Raw genomic sequence first — 21,003 nt, 5'->3', positions numbered from 1 at the left:
CGAGGCGCGCATGGACTGGTCGCAACACGCATTGCCGCCGATGCGGCTCGAGCCGCGCTTCGGCGACCGCGTCGTGCCTGCCTTCGCCGAGCGGCCGGCCAGCCTGTGGGCGATGATCGCGGATGCCGTCGCGCAGAATGGCGACGGCGAGGCGCTGGTCTGCGGCGCGACGCGCCTGAACTGGCGCGAGGTCGCCGAGCAATCCGCGAAGGTCGCAGCGGGCTTTGCAAAGCTCGACCTCGTCCCCGGCGACCGCGTCGGGATCCTGCTCGGCAACCGCATCGAGTTCGTGCTGACGATGTTCGCCGCCGCCCATGCCGGCCTCGTCACGGTGCTGCTCTCGACGCGCCAGCAGAAGCCCGAGATCGCCTATGTGCTGAACGATTGCGGCGCGAAGCTGCTGGTGCACGAGGTCACGCTGGCCGACCGCATCCCTGATGCCGCCGATATTCCCGGCCTCGCGCATCGCATCACCGTCAGCGACGACAGCGCGTCGCAATTCGCCGCCTTGCGCGACAATGCTCCCGCGCCGGCGCCCGCGGAGGTGAGGGAAGAGGACACCGCGATGATCCTCTACACCTCGGGCACCACCGGCCGGCCGAAAGGCGCGATGCTCGCCCATTGCAACATCATCCACTCCTCGATGGTGTTCGCATCTTGCCTGAAACTGACCAAGGCCGATCGCTCGATCGCCGCGGTGCCGCTCGCGCATGTCACCGGCGCGGTCGCCAATATCACCACCATGGCGCGCTGCGCCGGTGCGCTGATCATCATGCCGGAGTTCAAGGCGTCGGAGTATCTGAAGGTCGCGGCGCGCGAGCGCGTCAGCTACACGGTGATGGTGCCGGCGATGTACAATCTCTGCCTGATGCAGCCGGATTTCGACAGCTACGATCTGTCGAGCTGGCGCATCGGCGGATTCGGCGGCGCGCCGATGCCGGTTGCGACCATCGAAAAACTCGACGCCAAGATTCCCGGGCTCAAGCTCGCGAACTGCTACGGCGCGACCGAGACCACGTCGCCCTCGACCTTGATGCCGGGTGAATTGACCGCCACCCATATCGACAGCGTCGGCCTGCCGTGTCCCGGCGCGGAGATCGTCGTGATGGGCACCGATGGCGGCGAGGTGCCGCGCGGCGCAATCGGCGAACTCTGGATCCGCAGCGCCTCTGTCATCAAGGGCTACTGGAACAATCCGAAGGCGACCGCCGAGAGTTTCACCGCCGGCTTCTGGCATTCCGGCGATCTCGGCTCGGTCGATGCCGACAACTTCGTCCGCGTGTTCGACCGCCAGAAGGACATGATCAACCGCGGCGGCCTGAAGATCTATTCCGCCGAGGTCGAGTCCGTGCTTTCAGGCCATCCGGCCGTCGTCGAGAGCGCGATCATCGCAAAACCGTGCCCGGTGCTCGGCGAGCGCGTCCACGCCGTGATCGTGACCCGCAGCGAGGTCAATGCAGAGAGCCTGCGCGCCTGGTGCGCCGAGCGGCTCTCCGACTACAAGGTGCCGGAGACGATGGCGCTGACATCAGAGCCGCTGCCGCGCAACGCCAACGGCAAGGTGATCAAGCGCCAGCTCAGGGAGAGCCTCTCGGCGTCCTAGCTTCCTTACCTCTCCCGCTTGCGGGGGAGGTCGCATCGCATCGAAGATGCGATGCGGGTGGGGGCTCTCTCCGCAAAGAGGCCTCCTTCAAGATCCGACTCGTGGAGGCACCCCCACCCCAACCCTCCCCCGCAAACGGGAGAGGGAGCCCACGCAGTCCCGCTGCGGCCCATGGCAAACTTCCCCGGTTAACGCTTTGATCCGCCTCGCTTTGCCTTGCCTCTGCCACACCGTTAGGGTAACGCCGCCGCGATGTGGGGATCAGGTAGGGGCCAAGCTCCACCGAGATTCGCGGTCCCGAGGGGATGGGATAGCCTTAAGTGTCTGAATTATTTGACGAAGTCGACGAGGAAGTCCGTCGCGATCAGCTCAAGAAGCTGTGGGACAAGTACTCGCTTTTCATCATCGCGCTGGCGATCCTGGTGGTCGCGGGCGTCGGTGGCTGGCGTGGCTACCAATATCTCGAGGGCAAGAAGGCCGCCGAGGCCGGTGCGGCGTTCGACCGCGCCGTCGAATTGTCGGACCAGAACAAGCATGCCGAGGCCGAGGCCGCGTTTGCCGACCTGATCACCAAGGCGCCGTCCGGCTACCGCAATCTGGCGCGGCTGCGCATGGCCGCCGAGGTCGCGACCCGCGATCAGCCGGCCGCTGCGAAACTCTATGACGAGATCGCGGCCGACCGCAGCGTCGGCGGCCCCGACCAGGATCTGGCGCGGATCCGTGCCGCGCAGATGGTGATAGACACCACGACCTATCCGAACATGGTGCAGCGGCTGGAAGCGACGGCGACGTCGAAGGACTCGACGTTCCGCCACTCCGCCCGCGAGCTGCTGGCGCTGTCGGCTTGGCGCGCCAACGATGCCACCGCCGCGCGGAAGTGGCTCGACCAGATTGCCAATGACGGCGAGACGCCGCCGAGCCTGCGGTCGCGCGCCGAAGCGCTGCAGGCACTGTTGCCGCCGGTCGCGAAGAGCTGACTTGGCGCGCGAAACCCGAGTTTGAGTGAGAGATCGACCATGCGCCGCTCACAACGCCTGATCGCAGCCGCAGTTCTGACAGCGCTTTGCAGCGTGCTGGCCGGCTGCGGCGGTGGCGGCATGTCCAATTTCGATCCGAGCGATTTGCTCGACTTCCTCGACAGCAAGAAGAAGCTGGCCGGTGACCGCAAGCCGGTGTTCCCGGAAGGCGTGCCCGGCCTCGAGCAGGGCGTGCCGAAGGAATTGTATAAGGGCTCGCAGCAGGAACAGCTCGATCAGCAGAACGCCGCGGCGGCCGCCGCTCAGCCGGCTCCGCCGCCCGAGCCGCCGAAGGGCGCCAAGAAGCACACCAAGCGCGCCGCACCGGCCGCGGATCAGGCCGCAGCTCCCGACGCGGCGGCGCCGGAGGAGGGCGCGCCCGCCGCGCTGCCGCCCGAGCCGAAGCCGAAGAAGATCGTCCGCCGCCGCACCACCGCGCCGCCCGCCGACGACCAGCAGGCGCAGCCTGCGGCGCCGGCGCAGCAGACCCAGACCACGCAACAATCCGGCGGCTCGTTCCCCGCGCCGCTACCGAGCGGCGGATTTAGCCGCTAGCATGATCCGGAAAAGTGCGAAGCGGTTTTCCCTCGCGACAAACGCGGAACGCGTTTGCGCGGAGATCATGCTAAAACAGGAATCTAAAGCGCGATGACGTTTCAATCCGATCTCATCGCGCTTTAGGCTCCTGCTTCAATTCATTAGACGCGCGCCGCGCCGCGGCGCCGGGATGATCCATGTCTTTTACCATCGCCATTATCGGCCGGCCCAATGTCGGAAAGTCGACGCTGTTCAACCGGCTGGTCGGCCAGAAGCTCGCGCTGGTCGACGACGAGCCCGGCGTGACCCGTGATCGCCGCGAGGGCCAGGCGCGGCTCTACGATCTCGACTTCACCATCATCGACACCGCGGGGCTCGATGAGGGCGCCAAGGGCTCGCTGACGGCGCGGATGCAGGAGCAGACCGAAACCGCGATCGCGCTCGCCGACGCCCTGATGTTCGTGATCGACGCCCGCGTCGGCCTGACGCCGACCGATCGCGCCTTCGCCGACTTCGCCCGCAAGGCCAACAAGCCGGTGGTGCTGGTCGCCAACAAGGCCGAGGGCAAGCATGGCGAGATCGGCGCGATGGAATCCTACGCGCTCGGCCTCGGCGATCCCGTGCAGATCTCGGCCGAGCATGGCGAGGGCATGGGCGACCTCCATGAGGCGCTGAGCGCGCTGGTGCCCGCGACACCAGAGGAAGACGACGACGTCGAGGACGACGAGGACATTTCGGAGGAGGAGGCCGCGCAGCGCCCGATCCGCGTCGCCATCGTCGGCCGGCCCAACGCCGGCAAGTCGACGCTGATCAATCATCTGCTCGGCGAGGAGCGGCTGCTGACCAGCCCCGAGGCCGGCACCACGCGCGATTCCATCGCGGTCGAGATCACCTGGCAGGGCCGCCAGTTCCGCGTGTTCGATACCGCCGGCCTGCGCCGCCGCTCGCGGATCGAGGAGAAGCTGGAAAAGCTCTCGGTCGCCGACGCGTTGCGCGCGGTGCGCTTCGCCGAAGTCGTCGTGATGATGATGGACTCGCAGAACAAGTTCGAGGAGCAGGATCTGCGGATCGCCGACCTGATCGAGCGCGAAGGCCGTGCCATCGTGCTCGCGGTCAACAAATGGGACCTCGTCGAGCGCAAGCCCAACCAGATCTCGCAGCTGCGCATCGATGCCGACCACTGGCTGCCGCAGGTCAAGGGCGCGCCGATCGTCGCCGTCTCCGGCCTGATGGGCGAGGGCATCGACCGCCTGATGATTGCGATCCAGGAAGCCTATGCGGTCTGGAACCGGCGCTTGCCGACCGCGGGGCTCAATCGCTGGTTCGAGCAGGCGATCCAGGCGAGCCCGCCGCCGGCCGTCTCGGGCCGCCGGCTGAAGCTGAACTACATCACGCAAGTGAAGGCGCGTCCGCCGAGCTTCGTGCTGTTCTGCTCGCGCGCCGATGCGATCCCGAGATCCTATCTGCGTTATCTCACCAACTCGCTGCGCGAGACCTTCGATCTGCCGGGCACGCCGATTCGGATCACGCTGCGCGAGAAGGCCAATCCGTTCGCCCACAAGCGCAAACGGCCGTCGTGAGCGGAGAGGCGGCGAACGGCAGAACTGACGCGCCACAGGCACGCGGTGCCGCCGTCATCTTCATCTTCGTCACCATCCTGCTCGATACGCTCGCGCTCGGCGTGGTGATCCCGATCCTGCCGAAGCTGATCGAGAGTTTCGTCAACAACGACACTGCGAACGCTGCGCGCATCTTCGGACTGTTCGGCACGATCTGGGCGTTGATGCAGTTCTTCTGCTCGCCGATCCTGGGCGCGTTGTCCGATCGTTTCGGCCGCCGGCCCGTTGTGTTGCTGTCGAACTTCGGGCTTGTCGCCGACTATGTCGTGATGGCGCTCGCCCCGACGCTGGGTTGGCTGTTCATCGGCCGGATGATCTCGGGCATCACTTCGGCAAGTATTTCGACCGCGTTCGCTTACATCACGGACGTCACCGCGCCGGAGCAGCGCGCCGCGGTGTTCGGCAAGATCGGCGTCGCCTTCGGTGCCGGATTCATCCTCGGGCCGGCGCTGGGCGGCTTGCTCGGCCAATTCGATCCACGGCTGCCATTCTGGGTGGCGGCCGGCCTCAGCCTTGCCAACGGCCTTTATGGCCTGCTGATCCTGCCGGAGTCGCTGCCCGTGGCGCGTCGTTCGCCGTTCCGCTGGCGGAGCGCCAATCCTCTCGGCGCATTGCACTTGCTGCGCTCGAACCGCGTGCTCGCCGGGCTGTCGCTGACGACTTTCTTCGCCCAGCTTGCCCATGTCGTGCTGCCTTCCGTCTTCGTGCTCTATGCGACCTATCGCTACGGCTGGAACACCGGCACCGTCGGCGCGACACTGGCGCTGGTCGGCGTCTGCGCCATGATCGTGCAGGGCGCGGCGATCGGCCCGATCGTCAAGCGCTTTGGCGAGCGCAACACGCTGTTCCTCGGGCTCGGCTTTGGCGCGGCCGGCTTCTTCATCTTCGGTGCGGCACCGACCGGGCCGGCGTTCTGGATCGGCATTCCCGTGATGGCGTTGTGGGGCGTCGCGGGCGCCGCGACGCAGGCGCTGACCACGCAGCTCGTGGCGCCGGATCAGCAGGGCCAGCTGCAGGGCGCGACATCAAGCGTGCAGAGCGTCTCGCAGCTGATCGGCCCATTCCTGTTCACGCTGACGTTTGCCTATTTCATCGGCGACAACGTGCCGGTGAAGCTGCCCGGTGCGCCGTTCTATCTGGCCGGCGCGCTGCTGCTGCTCGCGCTTGCCATCGCCTGGCGCGCAACGGCGAAGAGAGCGTAGCGTTCTAATCCGTCGCCGGCACCGAATGGTGCTCGTGCGTGATCCGCCAGCTGCCGTCGATCTTGCGTAGCCCGATCGTCAGGCGGAACTGGAACGTGGCGTCGGGCGCGCCGCACCGCATCACGGCGACGGCGAAGGCCACGTCGTCGCCGGCCGTGATCGCGATGTCCTCGATATTGAAGGCGTAGGACGGACGCTGACAGCCGAAGAACAGATCCCAGGTCTTCCTGTATTCATCAAGTCCGCGTGACTGGAACGGCGGCGGCACGTCGAACATCACGATGTCCTGATCGTGATGGGCGAGAACGCCCGCATAGTCGTGCCTGCGGACGGCGTCCGCCCAGGCTTCGATGATTGTTCTGACTTCGGTTTCTGCCGTGTGGCTGTGCTGTGTCATTGCTCGCGTGCTCCGAGTGCTGGCTGATCGATGCTTCGAGGACGAATACGAGGGCACCGATCCGACACGCCGATGCGTCCGGGCCCGATCTCGCGGATTGCATCATTTTACCGTTTACAAACCATCTGGTTGGTTTGTATAAGATGGACTGACGAAGACGCGCGTCTCGCCCGGAGGCCGCCTCGGCAGGAGGAGCATGGTGGACGACGAGGTCGTTGATATCTGCGATGAGTTGACCCGCTTCAGCGACGCGCAGGCCGCGCTGCTGACGTCGCGCGGCCTGGTTTATCTCACCGACCTGAAGCTCGACGGCAACAGGCACGGCACGATCGTCGCCGCCAGTCATGCCGACGCGGAATCTGTTGCCCGCCGGCGTGGCCGGGGAGAGAAGGTGATCGGCTGAATGGCTCACGGCTTCCTTCACGGCCTGCGCCGCCGCCTGCTGCAAACGGTGCGCGGCACGGGGAGTTGGTGTGCGCGAGCGACCGGGTAGCGCGATGATTGATTCCTCGAAGTGACGTGTGACCTGGAGCCGGCATTGGCTTTCCGGGACGTCGTTGCGCTGCCAGGCGAGCTCCGATCCAGCGCTTGAGATTGACTGATGCCGCTGAGATACTGTGATCTCACGCGACTCCTTCCTGAGTAATTCCATTTCTTGAGTACACCATGGATAATCCTTCCCGCTCGGAACGTTCCCGCAACGCCGCACTCGACGCCGCGATCACCATCGTGACGCGCGATGGACCGGGGCGCCTGACGCTGGATGCGATTGCGCGCGAGAGCGGTCTCAGCAAGGGCGGCGTGATGCATCAGTTCCGCACCAAGGAAGCGGTGCTGCGCGCCTTGCTCGAGCAGCAGATGGCGCATTTCGAGGAGTTCTCGAGCCGCTACCTCGAAAAGGCACGCGAGACCACGGATCAGCCGGAACTGGCGGCGCAGATCGCAACGCTGCGGGAAGCGATCTCGACGCCGCGGGCCGGGGCGTTCGCACTGCTCGCGGCGATGAACGAGAATCCCGAATTGATGGCGATGCCGCGCGATGTCGACATCAAGAAGGTCGCGCTGATGAAGGCCGAGGCGCGCGATCCGGATCTCGCGCTGCTGCGCTGGGCGGCGGCGAGGGGGCTGCTGCTGAGCTCGTTGTTCGGCCTGTCGTCGCTGACCGAGGCGGAGCGCGATCGCCTGTTCGAGCGATTGCTCGACGACAGCAAGTGGACTGCGAGCGAGCAGGGCGCGACGGCGGCCGCAAAGCCATCCAAGGCGACGGCGGCACACACCGCATCGCCGCGGCCTGCTGGCGCACGGGCCGCGAAGCCGGCATCGGCGCGCAAGCGCGGCTGAATCTCCGCCGCGATCCGAAAGCACAACGCCGCCCAAGCGGAATATGGATCGCTTGGCGGCGTTGGATCGTCACCGGGCCCCTGAAATCCCCCGGCAGCTGGTGCGGTAGCACAAGAGATATCGCGGGTTTGTGACAACGCGGGACCGTCGCTCGCGAAGCGGTCTCGCCAGCTTCCACGGCAAATCGATCGCCGGATTTTTCCGACGCGTTTCCTGCGATTGCAACTTTACAAACCAACTGGTCGGTTTTATAGTTGCTGCACTGAGGCAAGATCTGGCGGCGCCGCGACGGCGAGCCAGATCGGCAGTGACGGCCGCAGCCGTAACTTCAGCCCCGGACGCGGCTGCGGCCGAGCTGCTCTTCCGCTTTAGGGTCGGATGAGGAGATTGGAATGGAGAGCTCGATCGCCGCGCGCGGTCTGGGAGCGATGGCGCTTTGCGTCCTCGCCGGAGGATGTGCCGCCGTCACGCCGGTGGCTTATTCGGACGTGGCCTCATCGGCCTACATGACGCCTGATACGTCCGACTCGTCGGGGCGTGTGCCGTATCGCTATGCGCCGCCGGTCGATTGGCGGAGCTACAACAAGGTGATGCTCGATCCGGTCGTGATCTATCGCGGCGCGGATCATCAGTTCGGCGACATGTCCGAGAAGGACAAGCAGACGCTCGCCGCCTACATGCAGACCCGCTTCGCCGACAAGCTGCGCGGCCGCTTCATGCTGGTGAATACGCGCGGGCCGAACACGTTCCGGGTGCGGCTGACGCTGACCGGCGCGGTCGCCAACACGCCGGTGCTCGGCACGCTGTCGCGCTTCGATATGGCCGGCGCGATCTACAACGGCGTGCAGGCCGCGCGTGACGGCGAGGGCACGATGACGGGCTCGGTGATCTATGCCGTCGAGATGTTCGACAGCTCGACCGCGCGCCTGCTCGGTGCCTACGTCAGCAAGCAATATCCCAACGCCTACGACATCAAGGCCAGCGTCGGCGATCTCGCCGCCGCCACCACCGGCATCGACAAGGGTGCCGATGCCTTCATGGCGCAACTGAAGTGAGGCGCGCGTCGCGCCTGCCGCAACGATCCCGACAATGAAAGGTGCTGTCGAATGAATTACATGGTTCGCCTGTTCTTGCGCAGCCTGGTCGCCGCCATTCTGATGAGCTCAACCGGCCATGCCGAAGTGATCGCATCGAGCGATCCGAGTGGCACATGGCTGACCGAAGATGGACGCGCACGCATCCGCCTCGAGCGCTGCGGCACCGCGCGCGACCGCATCTGCGGCTTCATCGTGTGGATGAAGGATCCGCTCGACCCTCGCGGCCAGCCGTTCCGCGACGGCTTCAATCCCGATCCCGACAAGCGAGCGCGCGCGCTGCTCGGCCATCAGCTGATCCTCGGATTGAAGCTGTCGCCGGAGGGCCGGTTCGACGGCGACATCTACAATGCCGAGGACGGCAAGTCCTATTCGGTGGCGCTGTGGCGCGACGCGTTCGACCGGCTCAAGCTCAAGGGGTGCCTGCTCAAGCTGCTGTGTCAGACCCAGACCTGGACGCAGACGTTCGACGTTCAGCCGGGACAGCTCGTCGGTCTGACCGGCGACGCCGGCGGCCCGCGTGCCGACCGGGAATGGGCATCGCTGCCGGCGGCTGCGAAGGCGAAGTCGGCGGCGAAGTGATGGGATGCACCCTCCGTGAACTCGCTAAGACGGAGCGAGTCATTCCGGGGCGATGCGCAGCATCGAACCCGGAATCTCGAGATTCCCCGGTGCGCAATTGCGCACCTGAGGTTCGCGCTTCGCGCGCCCCGGAATGACCGCTACGCGGTCACTTCTTCACCAGCGGACAATCGCTCGCCTCGAGCGGCTTGGCGGCGTCTTCCGGCGAGATGGTGGCGATCAGCTTGTAATAGTCCCACGGATATTTGGACTCTTCCGGCTTCTTCACCTCGAACAGATAGGCCGGGATGATGCGGCGGCCGTCGATCCGTAAGGGACCCTTGCCGAACAGCGGGTCGTCGGTCGGGATCTCCTTCATCTTGGCGACGACCTTGGCGCCGTCATGCGGGTTGCTGCCCATCGCGTCGAGCGCCTTCAGGTAATGCAGCACGCCGGCATAGACGCCGGCCACCGTCATCGAGGGCATCGCGTTCTTGGGCGAGACCTTCTGGAAGCGCTTCGACCAGGCGCGGGTCTGGTCGTTCATGTCCCAGTAGAACGACTCGGTGAAGGTCAGGCCCTGTGCGATCTTCAAGCCCAGCGCGTGCACGTCGTTGACGAACAGCAACAGCGCCGCGAGCTTCTGTCCGCCCGCGGTGATGCCGAATTCGGACGCCTGCTTGATCGCGTTGGTGGTGTCGCCGCCGGCATTGGCGAGGCCGATGATCTTGGCCTTGGAGGCCTGCGCCTGCAGCAGGAACGAGGAGAAATCAGCGGTGTTGAGCGGGTGCTTGACGCCGCCGAGCACCTTGCCGCCGTTCGCGGTGACGACCGCCGAGGTGTCGCGCTCCAGCGCGTGGCCGAAGGCGTAGTCGGCGGTGAGGAAGAACCAGGTGTCGCCGCCCGCCTTGGTCAGCGCCTTGCCGGTGCCGTTGGCGAGCATGTAGGTATCGAACGTGTAGGAGATCGTGTTGGCGTTGCAGGCCTTGCCGGTGAGATCGGCGGTCGCCGCGCCCGAGTTGAGTACGATCGAGTTCTTCTCCTTGGCAAGGTTGCTCACCGCCAGCGCGACGCCGGAGTTCGGCGTATCGGTGATGATGTCGACCTTCTCGTTGTCGATCCAGTTGCGCGCGATGTTGACGCCGACGTCCGGCTTGTTCTGGTGGTCGCCGCTGACCACGTCGATCTTCCAGCCCTTGGCGCGCAGGCCGGAATCTTCCACCGCCATGTTGGCCGCGGCCACCGAATTGGGCCCGCCGATGTCGGCATAGAGGCCCGACATGTCGTTCAGCACGCCGATCTTGACGTTCTTGTCCTGAGCAAAGGCTGGCGTAGCAAGGCCGAGTGCAGCGCAAGCGAGAAGCACGGCGTGGCGCCGTGCGAGCGTCGTCGTCATGAGACATTCCCTCCACTGTCAATTTTTTCCGGGGCGGCCCTCTTGTGGAGCCTTGTGCCGGTCGTTCGCGTTTCCGCTTACCCTTTCCTTCGGCGAGCGGCAATCCGCATAAAGCCGGATGAGCTGCGTCGAAGCGTCATGATTCAATCAGAACCGAAGCTCTGGGTGCCGCTTATTTGAGCGCATCCGAGGTCAGCTTGAATTTCTGGATCCGCTTGCCCTCGACCTCGCCGGTGTAGACGTTGCCGTTCTGGTCGACCGCCATGACGTGGAGCAGGGCAAATTGTCCGGCATTGCGGCCGCTATGGCCGAAGGTGCCGACCACGTTGCCGTCGTCGCGCTTCAGCACGCGGATCTCGTTGTTGGCGCCGTCGGCGTTGAGCAGATAGGTCTGCTTCGGATCGGGCCACAGCGCGAGATCGAACACCGCGCCGTCGCCGCGGGTGTTCTTCTCGTAGAGCCATTCCTTCACGAAGGTGCCGTTCTTCTTGAACACCTGGATGCGGTTCTGGCTGCGGTCGCAGACATAGACCAGCCCGTCATTGGCGATCTTGATGCAATGCACGGGATTGCCGAACTGCTCCTGCACCGCGGCGCTTGGATCATAAGGCGGCTGCTTGTCGTCGGTGGGCAGCTTGCCGTAGCCGCCCCAGTGCCGCTTGTAGGCCAGCGTGGTGGCGTCGAACACGATGACGCGGCGGTTGCCGTAGCCGTCGGCGATGTAGAGCTCGTTGGCATCCTTGTCGATCGCCATCTCGGCGGGGCGGCCGAGCTGGGTGGTGTCGTTGCTGTTGGTGCGGGCTGCGATCTTGCCGATCTGGCCGAGATACTTGCCGTCGAGCGAGAACTTCAGGATCGCGCTGTCGTCATCGGCATTGCCGCCGATCCAGACGAAGCCGCGTTCGTCGACCTCGATGCCGTGCTCGCGGCCGACCCATTGATAGCCGTCGCCGGGGCCGCCCCAGGCCCGCAGCAGATTGCCGTCGACATCGAATTCGAGCACCGGCGGCGCCGCCACGCAGCATTTCGCGCGCGGCGGGGTGAGGCTCGCCGCCTTCTCGCCATCGGTCAGCGAGCGCGGCCGGTGCACCACCCAGATGTGCCCCTGCCAGTCGACGGTGATGCCGCCGACCTGGCCGATGATCCAGTTGTTCGGCAGCTGCTTGGGCCACGACGCATCGACTGCGAAGGTCGGGACGTCACCGGCCCTGGCGGGCGTTGGCAGAGCAAAAAGGGCTGATGATGCAATGCCGGCGGAGAGAAACAATCCGGACAGAATGGAGCGCGCGCGATTGAACGTCGGCGTCATGATGCCTCCCGAGATTTTTCTTGGCGGGGTGTCCCGCTTGAGGAGGGCAGTCAATCGCGGGGAGGGGAGGGTGTCAACGGGTACCACCGTCATTGCGAGCGCAGCGAAGCAATCCATTCTTCCGCGGATACGGACGCATGGATTGCTTCGTCGCTGCCGCTCCTCGCAATGACGGCGGCCGGATATGGTTACACCGGCGGCTGGAAACTCCGCAGCGTGCGCGCCTTGTAGTCGTAGAGCTTGCCGGTTTCGGTCCAGTCCGGCGAACACATCGGCACGATGAATTCGGCGGCCATGTCGGGCGTATCCAGCGTCATCGGGTCTTCGCCGGGAAACACCTGCGCGCGCATCCGGGTGCGGATCGGGCCGGGGCTGAACAGATTGACGCGCAGCGCCGTGTTGGCGGTCTCGTTGGCCCAGGAGCGCACCAGCGCATCGAGCGCGGCCTTCGAGGCGGCATAGGGGCCGAGATAGGCGTTGGCCTTGTGCGCCACGCCTGATGTGACGAACACCGCACGGCCGGCGTCGGACTGGCGCAGCAGCGGGTCCATGCAGCGGATCAGCTGGAAATTGGCGGTGACGTTGATCGCGAACACATCGTTCCACGGCTTCAGCTCGATATGGCCGAGCGGCGAGGACGGGCCGGCAGTGCCGGCATTGCCGACCAGGATGTCGAGCTTGCCGTGGCGCTCATGCAGTGCGAGCCCGAGCCGCGCGATGCCCTCGTAATCGGTGAGCGAGAGCGGCACCAGCGTGGCGCTGCCGCCGCCCTTGCGGATCTCGTCGTCGAGCTCTTCCAGCCCGCCCTGGGTCCGCGCCACCGCCACGACATGCGCGCCGGCCTTGGCCAGCGCGACCGATGTCGCATAGCCGATCCCGCGCGAGGCGCCGGTCACGAGGGCAATCCGGGAGGCGAGGGGTTTTGTCATGAACGTAACTCTATCGTCGTCGTCCCTGCGAAAGCAGGGACCCATACGCCGCGGCGGCCGTGCTGTGCAAAGGTGTTCGTAACCGATACCGCCCGAAAAAACGAGGGCCGGTGGTTATGGGTCCCTGCTCCGGAGCGCAATCGCGCCCTAGGCAGGGACGACACCGTGGATGGGGCGTCAGCTCGCCTCGGCCAGCAGCGAGAGCTGGCGCGGCGCGGGCTCGGTTTCGCTCTGGTCGGTGAGATGGGTTGGATAGGTGCCGGTGAAGCAATGGTCGGCGAATCTCGGATTGGCGGGGTCGCGTCCCTCATAGCCCATCGCGCGGTACATGCCGTCGATCGACAGGAAGGCGAGCGAGTCGGCGCCGATGATGTCGCGCATCTCCTCGAGCGAATGGGTCGCGGCGAGCAGGCCGCCGCGATCCGGCAGATCGATGCCGTAATAGTCGGGATAGAGGATCGGCGGCGAGGCGAGGCGGAAATGCACCTCGCGGGCGCCGGCGTCGCGCATCATGCGCACGATCTTCTTCGAGGTGGTGCCGCGCACCAGCGAGTCGTCGATCAGGATGATGCGCTTGCCTTCGATCGCGGCACGGTTGGCCGAATGCTTCATGCGCACGCCGAGTTCGCGCACGGTCTGGGTCGGCTGGATGAAGGTGCGGCCGACATAGTGGTTGCGGATGATGCCGAGCTCGAACGGCACGCCGGAATACTGGCTGTAGCCGACCGCGGCGGGCACGCCGGAATCCGGCACCGGCACCACGACGTCGACCTCGGGATGGCTCTCGCGCGCGAGCTGGGCGCCGAACGCCTTGCGCACGTCGTACACCGAGCGGCCGCCGACGATCGAATCCGGCCGCGCGAAATAGATGTACTCGAAGATGCAGGGCCGCGCCGGCTTCGGCGGGAACGGCTTGTGGCTGTGCGCGCCGCGCTCGTCGAACACGATGATCTCGCCGGGCTCGATATCGCGGACATATTTCGCGCCGATCATGTCGAGCGCGCAGGTCTCCGAGGTCAGGATCGGACGGCCGTCGAGATCGCCGAGCACCAGCGGACGGATGCCGAGCGGATCGCGGGCACCGACCAGCTTCTTGTTGGTCAGCGCGACCAGCGCGTAGGCGCCCTCGATGGTGCGCAGCGCCTCGATGAAACGGTCGATGAAGCGGGTGCGCTTCGACTGCGCGACGAGATGCAGGATCACCTCGGTGTCGGTGGTCGACTGCATCATGGCGCCGCCCTTGACCAGCTCGCGGCGCAGGGTCAGGCCGTTGGTCAGGTTGCCGTTGTGGCCGACCGCAAAGCCGCCGGCGCTGAGCTCGGCGAACAGCGGCTGCACGTTGCGCAGGATGGTGCCGCCGGTGGTGGAGTAGCGGACATGGCCGACCGCGGCGTTGCCAGGCAGCCGATCGATCACCTCGCGGCGGGAGAAGGCGTCGCCGACCAGGCCGAGGCGGCGTTCACTGTGGAAGCGACCGCCGTCGAAGGAGACGATGCCGGCGGCCTCCTGGCCGCGGTGCTGCAGGGCGTGCAGCCCGAGCGCGGTGATCGCGGCCGCCTCGGGGTGGCCGAACACGCCGAACACGCCGCATTCCTCGCGGAGCGTGTCGCCATCGAGATCGGGGTGGTATCTGAAATCGTCGTCCCGGTGGTCCTGTCGGAGATGGTCTTGTCGAAGATGGTCCTGCATTTCGATCGGCCCGAGGTCGAGATCCATCTGGGCGGCTTGATCGGAAGGGGTTTGCATCTCGTTCATCGCCTCTCGTCAGGGGCCCAAATAAGTTATCGGCCCGCGGGTTTCTCGATCAGCTTTTTCAAGCTGTCACGCGCAGGTTTGCTATAGCCATCGCCCGACGCCGGCGTTGCCTGATCGTTGGTATCAGCCGCAGAATCGTCGTCCGGCTTATTCTTCTTGAACTTCTTTAAGATGGTGTTCTCGGGGTCGTCAGGCAAGAGCGCCATTAGCCAATCCCCGGTTCCCTGCAGCACCACCCGGGACTTCGCGCCGGTCACCCAATCGGGCCGCTGCTTGTCCGGAACCAGCCAGGTGAAGAACATGAACGCCACCACCACGATCAGCAGGCCGCGGGCGAGCCCGAACAGGAAGCCGAGGGTGCGGTCGAGCGCGCCGATCCGGGAATCCAGGATCATGTCCGAGATCCGCACGGTGATGATCGAGACCACGATCAGCGTACCGATGAAGACGCCGGCCACCACCACCACGGCCGCGACCGTGTCGTTATTGAAGTAAGTTTTGGCGGTCGGCAGCAGCTTCGAGAAAGCATACAGGGTGACCAGGGCTGCGGCGCCCCAGGCCGCGATCGACAGGATCTCGCGCATGAAGCCGCGCACCATGGCAAGCAGGCCCGAGATCAGCATCACGCCGAGCAGGACGAGATCGAGTATCGTTATGGGCATCGGCTGGTCAGGTCCGCTGGTACGTTTGGTCCGCTGTTAAGGGCTCGCGAATCGGCAAAGTCGGTGCCGTCCTAACTGAGGCGCATCGGGGGCATTCGGCAAGGCCGCAACACCACCAGTCCCGCGCGGCGGATGTATAGCGGCGGGGGGCTGATACGTCACGCCTGCTTTAGCTGGTCTCGCGACGGAATCGGGCCGGTGTGGCATTTTTCTCAGCCGCATCAGCGCCCCGGGAGCCGTCCTGGTCGTCCCTCGGTGCGGCCCGGCCCCCTCGGGGCGTCCCGCGCGCGGCAATTTCGGCGACCAGCGTGGTCAGATTGCCGACGCTGTTCAGCGCGAGCCCGCTATCGCCGCCACCATCGCCGCGGGCCGATTCGGGCAGGATGGCGCGGCCGAAGCCGAGCTTGAGGGCCTCTTTCAGCCGGGCCGGGGTCTGCGCCACCGGGCGGATCGCGCCGGACAGCGAAATCTCGCCGAAATAGACCGCGTCCGTCGGCAACGGCGCATTCACCAGCGAGGAGACCAGCGCGGCGGCAGCGGCGAGGTCCGCGGCCGGCTCCTGGATGCGCAGGCCGCCCGCGACATTGAGATAGACGTCATGTCCGGACAATTTGACGCCGCAATGCGCCTCCAGCACCGCCAGCACCATCGACAGCCGGCTCGGGTCCCAGCCGACCACGGCGCGGCGCGGGGTGCCGAGCGAGGTCGGCGCCACTAGCGCCTGCAACTCGACCAGCACCGGGCGGGTGCCCTCGATGCCGGCGAACACCGCGGTACCGGGACTGCCGAGCTCGCGTTCGGAGAGGAACAGTTCCGAGGGATTGGTGACCTCGCGCAGCCCGAGGCCGGTCATCTCGAACACGCCGATCTCGTCGGTCGCACCAAAGCGGTTCTTCGCCGAGCGCAGGATGCGGAACTGCTGCGAGCCTTCGCCCTCGAACGACAGCACCGCATCGACCATGTGCTCGACCACGCGGGGGCCGGCGATCTGGCCGTCCTTGGTCACGTGTCCGACCAGGATGATCGTTGCCCCCGTTTTCTTGGCGAAGCGAATGAGGGCCTGCGCCGAGGCGCGGACCTGGGTCACCGTGCCGGGCGCGGATTCGACCGTGTCGGTCCACATGGTCTGGATCGAATCGATCACGATCAGCCGCGGTACCGCGCCTTCCGACAGCGTCGAGACGATGTCCTCGACCGAGGTCTCGGAGGCGAGTTGCACCGGCGCGTCCGCGAGCCCGAGCCGCTCGGCGCGCAGCCGCACCTGAGCGACCGCCTCTTCGCCGGAGATATAGACCGCGCGGTGGCCGGCGCGCGCCATCATGCTGGTCGCCTGGGTCAGCAGCGTGGATTTTCCGATGCCGGGATCGCCACCGACCAACAGCACCGAGCCACGGACGAAGCCGCCGCCGGTGACGCGGTCGAGCTCGGCCATGCCCGACGACAGCCGCGGCGCGTCCTGGGTTTTGCCGGACAGCGATTCCAGCGCGAACGTCCGCCCCTTGCGCTTCGATCGGATCGAGACTGGCACCGAGCCCGTGGTGTCCTCCTCGGCCAGCGTGTTCCACTCGCCGCAGGAATCGCATTTGCCCTGCCAGCGATTATACGCCGCGCCGCAGTTCTGGCAGACGAAGGAGAGGGTTGATTTGGCCATGGAGCAGGTGAGTCGCGCTATCGCCCACGATGCATAGCACGGTTCGGTCGGCGCGCACGATCCATCGAAGATGGAGCGCCTGATGGGACGACGGGCTCAGCGAGAGAAGACCCGCGTTCCGGCCGGCCATCGCGGCCTGTCTCCCACCGGGCTGGCGCCGATCTCCCATCCGACGCCTCCCCAGAGCACGTCGACGGCACCAAGCTCTCCTGCGATATCGCGGACGTAAAACACGTTCGGCTTGGCGTTGACCTCCAGAGGGCCGCCGTTGCCGTTGGGCTGCTGCTTCAACGCGCACCACACGTCGGCAAGCCTGCTCTCGTGGCTCTGACCGAGCCTGGCGAGGATGTCCTTGTCGCTTGCGGCGGCGCTCAGCACATAGGTTTGCAACGATGCGCCGCCGGTATCGTCCTCGACCTTGTCGGTGAAGCGGCGCGCGAAGGTCGCACCCAACCAGGAGATCTTCACCGGCGCGCTCGACGCGATGTCCTCCTTGAAATGTTCCCGTGCGACGAATTTTTCAGCGTGAGGAATAGCCGATGTCGATGACGGATCGGACGGTTCCTCGGCTTTCGGTTGCAGGGAACACGCGACGCGGTCAACGGCAGCAGCCGAACCCGGTTGGCCCGATTTCGTATCGTCCGCGGCGACGCTCAAGGCTTGTGCTGTGAGAAAGAAGGCCAATGACAGCGTGAGGCTTAACTGGCGCATCTTTTTGTCCCCGAGTCCGCTGTGTTCGCGGAGACAAGGTAAACCGCATCCTGCAGATGTAAATTAAAGATCGGGTTTCTGGTTAAGGATAAAAAGTGAATTCAACTACAACGCGAATTTGAATCAAATGCGCGGCTGCCCGATCGACGGCCGCGTTCAAGCGCGGATGTCTCGCCCCGACAGCAGCAGCGGCGAATTCTCGCGCGGCGCCAAACCCGTCGGCAAAGCCCGGCAGCATCGTGCCTGCGCGCGCAGCGGATCGGTCCAACTCCAGCGAACGCGCCAGGACGGATTGTTCGCATATGCCGGAATTCGCCAGACCCAGATCGTCTCGTAAACGCTGTCACCGAGGTGTTCGACATCGGGCCGTGCTGTCGGCCACAAGGCCGCACCAGCAATGGCGAACGTGACGGCCGCCGCAGTCGTGATCATCATCTTGCGCATCGCGCGCCTGCCTTTCCCGTCTGTCGCGGGTTCTGACAACCCGCGACTGCCAATGCTTCGACTTGCGATCCCGAATCCGTCAGGCCGACATCAGCCGCTGAGGTGCGCGCTCGATTGCGCACCATGTGTCGCCTGACTCTCGGGATTCGCATCCGGGTCGTCGATCAACCCCGTGATGCCTGCTGGAGCAAAGTTCTTGTCCGCAAACGGTCGAGTGCAAGTAATGAAGTTGTCATAAGCGCAGTCGCCGGATGGAGGCAATCCGGATAACAACGGGAGGCGAGCGCTAAACAAGGCTCTTTCGGCGTACACCCCACGAGGTGCGCAGAGCGCCCCGTAGAATTACGATATCCCTGCGAGGATAGTCGTGTTCGTCACGTCGAAATCCGTTTGCGCGACGCGTGGTGGGCGCGGGCCAATGTGCGGGAGGTGCCACGATTCGGCGTCGGAAATTTGAAAACCTTGCAGCTTATCTGTGGTCGATCGGTTCATCGCGGGTTCAGTGCAAATGACTAAAGTGACTTGGTCGCAATACCTGCAGGAGCATCCTGACGACGTTGTCGGCGTAGAGCCATTCCCAAACGGAGCAAGTTTATGATTAGTCGGCGTCACGTACTCGGAGTGATCGCGGCAGCCACCACGGCAGGCGCGTCTCGCATCGCCTTCGCGAAGGAGAAGCACCAACTCAACGGAAAAGACCTGCTTGGCGAAAACATCAAGAAGAATGGCAAGCACAAGATCCATTCGACCGGAAAAAAGGTCGACGTCCTTGCCGAGGTGAACAACGGCAAGGTCACGGGCATCAGCGCCGTCGGGATGCAAGTAAAGAAAGTCCGGTCGCGTCAGAAGTTGGCTGAGACGGCTCCGGGCATAACCCTTGTCGGCATGCAGGTCGCGCAGGCCGACACCTACTACTACGGCTACTGGGTCTACGACGACCTGACCGATTACTATTATTGGTTCCCGGCTGACTACGTGCTCGTCGATTCGTCATGGGTCGAATACACAGCCTAGGCTGTTGCGCGATCAGGCCGATGTTGAAGCATCGGCCTGGATATCGCGTCAGTGGAGCGCAGCCGACCACAGCAACGCCGTGCCTGCCGCCAGCATGATGCCGTCCATGATCAGGCGGAACGCCTCCGGCTTCATCTGCAGCACGAAGCGCTTGGCGATGAAGGCGCCGGCCATCAGCGAGGCGCCGGCGATCAGGCCCTTCAGCGCGATGTCCGGTGTGAGCGCGCCGAACCGCTCGAACGTCACCGACTTGCTGACATAGAGCCCGAGCGAGCTCGCCGCTTCAGTGGCGAGGAACGCGCCCTTGCTGAGGCCGTAGAACAAAAACAGCGGCACGCTGAGCGGGCCGGTCGAGACCACGACGCCGGTGAGATAGCCGATCACGGCGCCACCGATTGCGAGATGCCAGAGACTGGCCTTCAGTCTGTGCTGGGCCAGCCAGTGCCGCACCGGCACCATCGCGATCAGGAACACGCCGATCGCGATGTCGACCGCGCGCGAAGGCAGAGCGAGCAGGGTGCGCGCGCCGAGCGCTGCGGCCGGAATGCCCGTGACCGAGTAGGCGGCGCAGGCGCGCCAGTCGACCTCGCGCCACCAGGCCAGGATGCGCGACAGATTGGCCATCACGGCCGCGACCGCCATGATCGGCACCGCCTGTTTCGGCCCGTACTGATAGACCAGCACCGGCATCAGCATGATCGACGAGCCGGTGCCGACGATGCCCGAGATGGTGCCGGCGACGAGGCCGACGATGAGGACGAACAGGAAGCCCACGCGCACTCCGGGACGTGATCCCGAGCCACGCCGGATGCGTGTCTCGAAAGCGAAGGCTCAGTGTGACCTCAGGGTTCGAGACGGCGCAAGGGCGCCTTGAACCGGGGACGTGCCGTCGCGCGCAGCGTCAGTATTTCGCGACGACCGGGCCGCCGAAGCGGTAGTTGACCCGCACCGTCACCATGTCGACGTCCTGGCGGATGCGTTCGTCATGGTTGAGCTGGGCGATGAACACCGGATCGTAGGTCATGCGAACGCTGTTGGTCCCCATGAACAGATGGTCGTATTCGATCGCCAGCGACCAGTTGTGTGCGATCGCATATTCGGCGCCGGCGCCGATCGCGCCACCCCAGCGCGTCTCGCTGCCGCGGTCGGCGATGAAGCCGACCGGTACGCCCGGTCCAAATGCCGGCGTGATGAAGCTCTCGTACCGATCGCGCACGACGGCCGCGCCGCCCTTGGCGTACAGCAGGAAGGAACCCCAGGAATAGCCGATCTGTCCGGTGAACAGGCCGATGGCATCGATCTTCGAGCGGTTGGCGAAGCCCGCAAACAGCGGGGCTGTGGACGGGTTCGAGCCGGAGAGGTCGGCCCAATTGCCCTGCGCTTCGACGCCGAATACCCAGGCCGCCTGCTGCCAGCGATAACCGATCTGGCCGCCGGCGGTCGCGCCGCTCGCGGTGTGGCAACCTTCCGGGCCGGTGAAATTCACGACGCCGAGCGCCGGATTGGTGATGGCGAAGGGCACGACGTCCCAGCACTTTCGGCTCCAGCCGCCGCCGCCATTGGCGCCGAGGTAGAAGCCGCTCCAGTTATTGGTGGCGGCGACGATCGGGGGCGCCTTGGTGTACGGGCGGGCGGCAAGGTCGGCAGCGGACGCGCTTGCAATGCCGAGCATGAGCATGGAGGCGGCGACGAAATATGTCTTCATGGGCAGACCCAATGCATGAATCAAATCGATGCCAGGCTAGTCGATTTGCACCACCTC

The 21,003-nt window shown here is 65.4% G+C and carries 21 protein-coding genes; 10 read left to right on the top strand and 11 right to left on the bottom strand.

Annotation, left to right across the window (positions count from 1 at the left end; genetic code table 11):
- Positions 1–10: 10 nt before the first annotated feature.
- The 5 genes from AAFG07_RS24345 (at position 11) to AAFG07_RS24325 (ending at position 5,977) form a co-directional block, all read left to right on the top strand.
- Entirely contained in the window at positions 11–1,603 is a 1,593-nt protein-coding gene (locus AAFG07_RS24345) for a class I adenylate-forming enzyme family protein (RefSeq protein WP_342722399.1), read from the top strand.
- A gap of 320 nt (positions 1,604–1,923) precedes the next feature.
- Positions 1,924–2,580 carry a tetratricopeptide repeat protein gene (locus AAFG07_RS24340; protein ID WP_342722398.1) on the top strand — a complete coding sequence of 219 codons (657 nt, stop codon included), beginning with the start codon at positions 1,924–1,926 and terminating at the stop codon, positions 2,578–2,580.
- A 39-nt stretch (positions 2,581–2,619) separates the two neighbouring features.
- Entirely contained in the window at positions 2,620–3,174 is a 555-nt protein-coding gene (locus AAFG07_RS24335; RefSeq protein WP_342722397.1) for a hypothetical protein, read from the top strand.
- 179 nt (positions 3,175–3,353) lie between these two features.
- Positions 3,354–4,736, top strand: coding sequence for a ribosome biogenesis GTPase Der (gene der, locus AAFG07_RS24330; protein ID WP_342722396.1), 1,383 nt, complete (start codon positions 3,354–3,356; stop codon positions 4,734–4,736).
- Complete coding sequence (locus AAFG07_RS24325) at positions 4,733–5,977, top strand: TCR/Tet family MFS transporter (RefSeq protein WP_342722395.1); 1,245 nt, start codon at positions 4,733–4,735, stop codon at positions 5,975–5,977. The genes der and AAFG07_RS24325 overlap by 4 nt, the downstream gene beginning before the upstream one ends.
- A gap of 4 nt (positions 5,978–5,981) precedes the next feature.
- On the opposite strand, the gene AAFG07_RS24320 is transcribed toward AAFG07_RS24325, so the two are convergent.
- Positions 5,982–6,374: a nuclear transport factor 2 family protein gene (locus tag AAFG07_RS24320; protein ID WP_342722393.1), complete on the bottom strand. Its 393-nt coding sequence runs from the start codon at positions 6,372–6,374 to the stop codon at positions 5,982–5,984.
- A gap of 199 nt (positions 6,375–6,573) precedes the next feature.
- Between AAFG07_RS24320 and AAFG07_RS24315 the strand changes: the two genes are divergently transcribed.
- The 4 genes from AAFG07_RS24315 to AAFG07_RS24300 all read left to right on the top strand — a co-directional run bounded on the left by AAFG07_RS24315 (position 6,574) and on the right by AAFG07_RS24300 (position 9,391).
- A complete protein-coding gene (locus tag AAFG07_RS24315) occupies positions 6,574–6,777 on the top strand; it encodes a hypothetical protein (protein WP_342722392.1) in 204 nt (67 codons plus the stop codon).
- Between the two features lie 263 nt (positions 6,778–7,040).
- Complete coding sequence (locus tag AAFG07_RS24310) at positions 7,041–7,715, top strand: TetR/AcrR family transcriptional regulator (protein ID WP_342722391.1); 675 nt, start codon at positions 7,041–7,043, stop codon at positions 7,713–7,715.
- A gap of 392 nt (positions 7,716–8,107) precedes the next feature.
- Positions 8,108–8,770 (top strand): DUF3313 domain-containing protein, encoded by a 663-nt coding sequence (locus AAFG07_RS24305; RefSeq protein ID WP_342722390.1) that lies wholly within the window; start codon positions 8,108–8,110, stop codon positions 8,768–8,770.
- A gap of 51 nt (positions 8,771–8,821) precedes the next feature.
- Positions 8,822–9,391 carry a DUF2147 domain-containing protein gene (locus AAFG07_RS24300; protein ID WP_342722389.1) on the top strand — a complete coding sequence of 190 codons (570 nt, stop codon included), beginning with the start codon at positions 8,822–8,824 and terminating at the stop codon, positions 9,389–9,391.
- Positions 9,392–9,539: 148 nt separating this feature from the next.
- On the opposite strand, the gene AAFG07_RS24295 is transcribed toward AAFG07_RS24300, so the two are convergent.
- The 8 genes from AAFG07_RS24295 to AAFG07_RS24260 all read right to left on the bottom strand — a co-directional run bounded on the left by AAFG07_RS24295 (position 9,540) and on the right by AAFG07_RS24260 (position 18,227).
- Positions 9,540–10,766: an ABC transporter substrate-binding protein gene (locus AAFG07_RS24295; RefSeq protein WP_342722388.1), complete on the bottom strand. Its 1,227-nt coding sequence runs from the start codon at positions 10,764–10,766 to the stop codon at positions 9,540–9,542.
- 172 nt (positions 10,767–10,938) lie between these two features.
- On the bottom strand, positions 10,939–12,075 hold the full coding sequence (locus AAFG07_RS24290) for a hypothetical protein (RefSeq protein WP_342722387.1): 1,137 nt from the start codon (positions 12,073–12,075) through the stop codon (positions 10,939–10,941).
- Positions 12,076–12,263: 188 nt separating this feature from the next.
- Positions 12,264–13,004, bottom strand: a complete 741-nt coding sequence (locus AAFG07_RS24285; protein WP_342722386.1) for an SDR family NAD(P)-dependent oxidoreductase — start codon at positions 13,002–13,004, stop codon at positions 12,264–12,266.
- A gap of 177 nt (positions 13,005–13,181) precedes the next feature.
- On the bottom strand, positions 13,182–14,759 hold the full coding sequence (purF, locus tag AAFG07_RS24280) for an amidophosphoribosyltransferase (protein ID WP_342722385.1): 1,578 nt from the start codon (positions 14,757–14,759) through the stop codon (positions 13,182–13,184).
- A 26-nt stretch (positions 14,760–14,785) separates the two neighbouring features.
- Positions 14,786–15,421 (bottom strand): CvpA family protein, encoded by a 636-nt coding sequence (locus AAFG07_RS24275; RefSeq protein ID WP_050406454.1) that lies wholly within the window; start codon positions 15,419–15,421, stop codon positions 14,786–14,788.
- Between the two features lie 169 nt (positions 15,422–15,590).
- Complete coding sequence (gene radA / locus AAFG07_RS24270; protein WP_342722384.1) at positions 15,591–17,072, bottom strand: DNA repair protein RadA; 1,482 nt, start codon at positions 17,070–17,072, stop codon at positions 15,591–15,593.
- Positions 17,073–17,168: 96 nt separating this feature from the next.
- On the bottom strand, positions 17,169–17,540 hold the full coding sequence (locus AAFG07_RS24265) for a hypothetical protein (protein WP_342722383.1): 372 nt from the start codon (positions 17,538–17,540) through the stop codon (positions 17,169–17,171).
- A gap of 399 nt (positions 17,541–17,939) precedes the next feature.
- Positions 17,940–18,227 (bottom strand): hypothetical protein, encoded by a 288-nt coding sequence (locus AAFG07_RS24260; protein WP_342722382.1) that lies wholly within the window; start codon positions 18,225–18,227, stop codon positions 17,940–17,942.
- A gap of 594 nt (positions 18,228–18,821) precedes the next feature.
- On the opposite strand from AAFG07_RS24260, the gene AAFG07_RS24255 reads away from it, so the two are divergent.
- On the top strand, positions 18,822–19,241 hold the full coding sequence (locus AAFG07_RS24255) for a hypothetical protein (protein ID WP_342722381.1): 420 nt from the start codon (positions 18,822–18,824) through the stop codon (positions 19,239–19,241).
- 48 nt (positions 19,242–19,289) lie between these two features.
- On the opposite strand, the gene AAFG07_RS24250 is transcribed toward AAFG07_RS24255, so the two are convergent.
- Together AAFG07_RS24250 and AAFG07_RS24245 are read right to left on the bottom strand one after the other, a co-directional pair.
- Positions 19,290–20,015 (bottom strand): sulfite exporter TauE/SafE family protein, encoded by a 726-nt coding sequence (locus tag AAFG07_RS24250; RefSeq protein ID WP_342722380.1) that lies wholly within the window; start codon positions 20,013–20,015, stop codon positions 19,290–19,292.
- A 127-nt stretch (positions 20,016–20,142) separates the two neighbouring features.
- Positions 20,143–20,946, bottom strand: a complete 804-nt coding sequence (locus AAFG07_RS24245) for an outer membrane beta-barrel protein (RefSeq protein ID WP_342722379.1) — start codon at positions 20,944–20,946, stop codon at positions 20,143–20,145.
- Between the last annotated feature and the right edge of the window lie 57 nt (positions 20,947–21,003).

Source organism: Bradyrhizobium sp. B097 (genome assembly GCF_038957035.1).
GTDB lineage: Bacteria > Pseudomonadota > Alphaproteobacteria > Rhizobiales > Xanthobacteraceae > Bradyrhizobium.
This window is presented reverse-complemented; position numbering and strand designations above follow the sequence as displayed.

Coding starts and splice junctions, on each gene's coding strand:
- AAFG07_RS24295 (WP_342722388.1), bottom strand. CDS start 10,766: ATGACGACGACGCTCGCACGGCGCCACGCCGTGCTTCTCGCTTGCGCT.
- AAFG07_RS24305 (WP_342722390.1), top strand. CDS start 8,108: ATGGAGAGCTCGATCGCCGCGCGCGGTCTGGGAGCGATGGCGCTTTGC.
- der (WP_342722396.1), top strand. CDS start 3,354: ATGTCTTTTACCATCGCCATTATCGGCCGGCCCAATGTCGGAAAGTCG.
- AAFG07_RS24255 (WP_342722381.1), top strand. CDS start 18,822: ATGATTAGTCGGCGTCACGTACTCGGAGTGATCGCGGCAGCCACCACG.
- AAFG07_RS24290 (WP_342722387.1), bottom strand. CDS start 12,075: ATGACGCCGACGTTCAATCGCGCGCGCTCCATTCTGTCCGGATTGTTT.
- purF (WP_342722385.1), bottom strand. CDS start 14,759: ATGAACGAGATGCAAACCCCTTCCGATCAAGCCGCCCAGATGGATCTC.
- AAFG07_RS24300 (WP_342722389.1), top strand. CDS start 8,822: ATGAATTACATGGTTCGCCTGTTCTTGCGCAGCCTGGTCGCCGCCATT.
- AAFG07_RS24310 (WP_342722391.1), top strand. CDS start 7,041: ATGGATAATCCTTCCCGCTCGGAACGTTCCCGCAACGCCGCACTCGAC.
- AAFG07_RS24275 (WP_050406454.1), bottom strand. CDS start 15,421: ATGCCCATAACGATACTCGATCTCGTCCTGCTCGGCGTGATGCTGATC.
- AAFG07_RS24335 (WP_342722397.1), top strand. CDS start 2,620: ATGCGCCGCTCACAACGCCTGATCGCAGCCGCAGTTCTGACAGCGCTT.
- AAFG07_RS24345 (WP_342722399.1), top strand. CDS start 11: ATGGACTGGTCGCAACACGCATTGCCGCCGATGCGGCTCGAGCCGCGC.
- radA (WP_342722384.1), bottom strand. CDS start 17,072: ATGGCCAAATCAACCCTCTCCTTCGTCTGCCAGAACTGCGGCGCGGCG.
- AAFG07_RS24260 (WP_342722382.1), bottom strand. CDS start 18,227: ATGCGCAAGATGATGATCACGACTGCGGCGGCCGTCACGTTCGCCATT.
- AAFG07_RS24285 (WP_342722386.1), bottom strand. CDS start 13,004: ATGACAAAACCCCTCGCCTCCCGGATTGCCCTCGTGACCGGCGCCTCG.
- AAFG07_RS24320 (WP_342722393.1), bottom strand. CDS start 6,374: ATGACACAGCACAGCCACACGGCAGAAACCGAAGTCAGAACAATCATC.
- AAFG07_RS24245 (WP_342722379.1), bottom strand. CDS start 20,946: ATGAAGACATATTTCGTCGCCGCCTCCATGCTCATGCTCGGCATTGCA.